Genomic DNA, 3,242 nt, shown 5'->3' on the forward strand with positions numbered 1-3,242 from the left:
CGTGTGTTGTTTCAGATATTGCACAGTGGACGCGTAGCTTCTTTGTGGTAAGTCCTCGGCCTATTAGTACCAGTCACCTGCATCGGTTACCCGACTTCCAGTTCTGGCCTATCAACCCGGTGGTCTGCCGGGGGCCTTACCCCCTCGAGGGGGTGAGAAACCTCATCTTGGAACAGGCTTCCCGCTTAGATGCTTTCAGCGGTTATCCCTTCCGAACGTAGCCAACCAGCGGTGCTCCTGGTGGAACAACTGGCACACCAGAGGTTCGTCCGTCCCGGTCCTCTCGTACTAGGGACAGCCTTCCTCAAGTTTCTTACGCGCGCGGCGGATAGAGACCGAACTGTCTCACGACGTTCTAAACCCAGCTCGCGTGCCGCTTTAATGGGCGAACAGCCCAACCCTTGGGACCTACTCCAGCCCCAGGATGCGACGAGCCGACATCGAGGTGCCAAACCATCCCGTCGATATGGACTCTTGGGGAAGATCAGCCTGTTATCCCCGGGGTACCTTTTATCCGTTGAGCGACACCGCTTCCACTTGCCGGTGCCGGATCACTAGTCCCGACTTTCGTCCCTGCTCGACTTGTCAGTCTCACAGTCAAGCTCCCTTGTGCACTTGCACTCGACACCTGATTGCCAACCAGGCTGAGGGAACCTTTGGGCGCCTCCGTTACATTTTAGGAGGCAACCGCCCCAGTTAAACTACCCACCAGGCACTGTCCCTGAACCAGATCATGGTCCGAGGTTGAGGTATCCAATACGATCAGAGTGGTATTTCAACAACGACTCCACAGTAACTGGCGTCACCGCTTCACAGTCTCCCACCTATCCTACACAAACCGAACCGAACACCAATACCAAGCTGTAGTGAAGGTCCCGGGGTCTTTTCGTCCTGCCGCGCGTAACGAGCATCTTTACTCGTAATGCAATTTCGCCGAGTCTATGGTTGAGACAGCTGAGAAGTCGTTACGCCATTCGTGCAGGTCGGAACTTACCCGACAAGGAATTTCGCTACCTTAGGATGGTTATAGTTACCACCGCCGTTTACTGGGGCTTAAATTCTCAGCTTCGCCATCACTGGCTAACCGGTCCTCTTAACCTTCCAGCACCGGGCAGGCGTCAGTCCGTATACATCGTCTTACGACTTCGCACGGACCTGTGTTTTTAGTAAACAGTCGCTTCTCACTGGTCTCTGCGGCCCCACCCAGCTCAGGAAGCAAGTTCCATCACCGGACGAGGCCCCCCTTCTCCCGAAGTTACGGGGGCATTTTGCCGAGTTCCTTAACCATAGTTATCTCGATCGCCTTAGTATTCTCTACCTGACCACCTGTGTCGGTTTGGGGTACGGGCCGTGTAACAACTCACTAGAGGCTTTTCTCGGCAGCATAGGATCACTGAATTCGCCTCAATCGGCTACGCATCACCTCTCAGGCTTGTATGAACGGCGGATTTGCCTACCGTTCGCCCTACAGGCTTACACCAGTACAACCACTGACTGGCCCAGCTACCTTCCTGCGTCACCCCATCGCTTGGCTACTACCAGATCAGGTCCCACGCATCCACCACACGCCGGCCACCCGAAGGCGGCAAGTCATATGGATTCAGGGTGGTTAGTGTCACTGATTCACCATGGGCGCGGTTACACGGGTACGGGAATATCAACCCGTTGTCCATCGGCTACGCCTGTCGGCCTCGTCTTAGGTCCCGACTCACCCTGGGCGGATTAACCTGGCCCAGGAACCCTTGGTCATTCGGCGGACGAGTTTCTCACTCGTCTTTCGCTACTCATGCCTGCATTCTCACTCGCGCAGCCTCCACACCTGGATCACTCCGATGCTTCCATGGCTGCACGACGCTCCCCTACCCACCCACACACCTGCACACAAATCCGCAGACTTGCATGGGGCTGTTGTGTGAGTGCCGCAGCTTCGGTGGTGTACTTGAGCCCCGCTACATTGTCGGCGCAGGATCACTTGACCAGTGAGCTATTACGCACTCTTTCAAGGGTGGCTGCTTCTAAGCCAACCTCCTGGTTGTCTTCGCGACCCCACATCCTTTTCCACTTAGTACACGCTTAGGGACCTTAGCTGGCGATCTGGGCTGTTTCCCTCTCGACTACGAACCTTATCGCCCGCAGTCTCACTGCCACGCTCTCACTCACCGGCATTCGGAGTTTGGCTGATTTCGGTAAGCTTGTAGGCCCCCTAGACCATCCAGTAGCTCTACCTCCGGTGAGAAACACGTGACGCTGCACCTAAATGCATTTCGGGGAGAACCAGCTATCACGGAGTTTGATTGGCCTTTCACCCCTACCCACAACTCATCCCCTCAGTTTTCAACCTAAGTGGGTTCGGTCCTCCACGACGTCTTACCGTCGCTTCAACCTGGCCATGGGTAGATCACTCCGCTTCGGGTCTAGAACACGCCACTACACACCTTGCGGTGATACGCCCTATTCGGACTCGCTTTCGCTACGGCTACCCCACACGGGTTAACCTCGCGACATGCCACTAACTCGCAGGCTCATTCTTCAAAAGGCACGCCATCACCAGCCACGACGAATCGTGCACCGGCTTTGACGGATTGTAAGCGCACGGTTTCAGGTACTATTTCACTCCCCTCCCGGGGTACTTTTCACCTTTCCCTCACGGTACTAGTCCGCTATCGGTCACCAGGGAGTATTCAGGCTTATCGGGTGGTCCCGACAGATTCACAGCAGATTTCACGGGCCCGCTGCTACTTGGGTATCCACAACGACAGTTGCAATGTTTTCGTCTACGGGACTCTCACCCTCTACGACAGGCCGTTCCAGACCACTTCGACTAACACCACAATTTCTCACTGTCGGCCGATCCGGCAGAATCGACAATGCAAACCCCACAACCCTCCATACGCAACCCCTGCCGGGTATCACACGCACAAAGTTTGGCCTCATCCGCTTTCGCTCGCCACTACTCACGGAATCACTGTTGTTTTCTCTTCCTGTGGGTACTGAGATGTTTCACTTCCCCACGTTCCCTCCACACACCCTATATATTCAGGTGCAGGTAACACGACATCACTCGTGCTGGGTTTCCCCATTCGGACACCCTCGGATCACAGCTCGGTTGACAGCTCCCCGAGGCTTATCGCAGCCTCCTACGTCCTTCATCGGCTCCTGGTGCCAAGGCATCCACCGTACGCTCTTCATTACTTACAACAAAGATGCTCGCGTCCACTGTGCAATTCTCAAACAACACACAA

Annotated in this window: 1 rRNA gene; it reads right to left on the minus strand. The window is 55.3% G+C overall.

The window, feature by feature from the left end:
- Positions 1 to 43: 43 nt before the first annotated feature.
- Positions 44 to 3,198 (minus strand): 23S ribosomal RNA (locus tag CH251_RS16520).
- Positions 3,199 to 3,242 lie beyond the last annotated feature (44 nt).

Source organism: Rhodococcus sp. 06-462-5, assembly GCF_002258315.1.
GTDB lineage: Bacteria > Actinomycetota > Actinomycetes > Mycobacteriales > Mycobacteriaceae > Rhodococcoides.